The sequence below is a fragment of the Agrobacterium sp. MCAB5 genome (assembly GCF_052114365.1).
In the GTDB taxonomy this organism is placed as follows: Bacteria; Pseudomonadota; Alphaproteobacteria; order Rhizobiales; family Rhizobiaceae; genus Agrobacterium; species Agrobacterium tumefaciens.
Map to the genome: position 1 here is coordinate 1 of NZ_JBFREP010000226.1, position 484 is coordinate 484.

At 61.4% G+C, this 484-nt stretch carries 1 protein-coding gene; it reads right to left on the reverse strand.

Annotated elements, in window-relative coordinates; genetic code table 11:
• Positions 1 to 484 (reverse strand): TetR/AcrR family transcriptional regulator (locus AB4Z23_RS28350; protein WP_441361290.1); only part of this gene is annotated, 484 nt, incomplete at both ends.

Sequence of the window (484 nt, forward strand, 5' to 3'; positions counted from 1 at the left end):
ATCGAGCATGGAGTTGATCGATTGCGCGCTGGAAGACGGCGGGATCGTCGAGCGCCCGGGAGAGGACGATCGCGCCCTGGATAGAGAGAACGGCGTCTTCCGAGAGGATGCGCGCCCGCTCAGGGTCGCGGCCCTGCCGGACGAGCGCTGCCTGCAGAGCGTCCACCCAGGCGACGAAGTAACCTCGGATGGCTTGGGCGAATAGGTCTCGGGTGTTGGTAACAGCCAAAGCGCCGACGAGACAGACGCGCCTGCCCGACCTGAAGTATTTCGCGGTTTCATCGAGCATCGCCGTGATCGCGGCATCGGCATCGTCTCCGTCTCGCAGGGGAGAATAGACGGAATTTTCAAACCATTGCTCGATTTCGACGAGCACAGCCTGGACCATTTCCTCCTTCCCATTCGGGAAGAAGTGGTAGAGGCTGCCCTTGCCAAGACCGGTGGCCTTGCCGATCAAGGCAAGGCTCGCTCCTTCGTATCCATG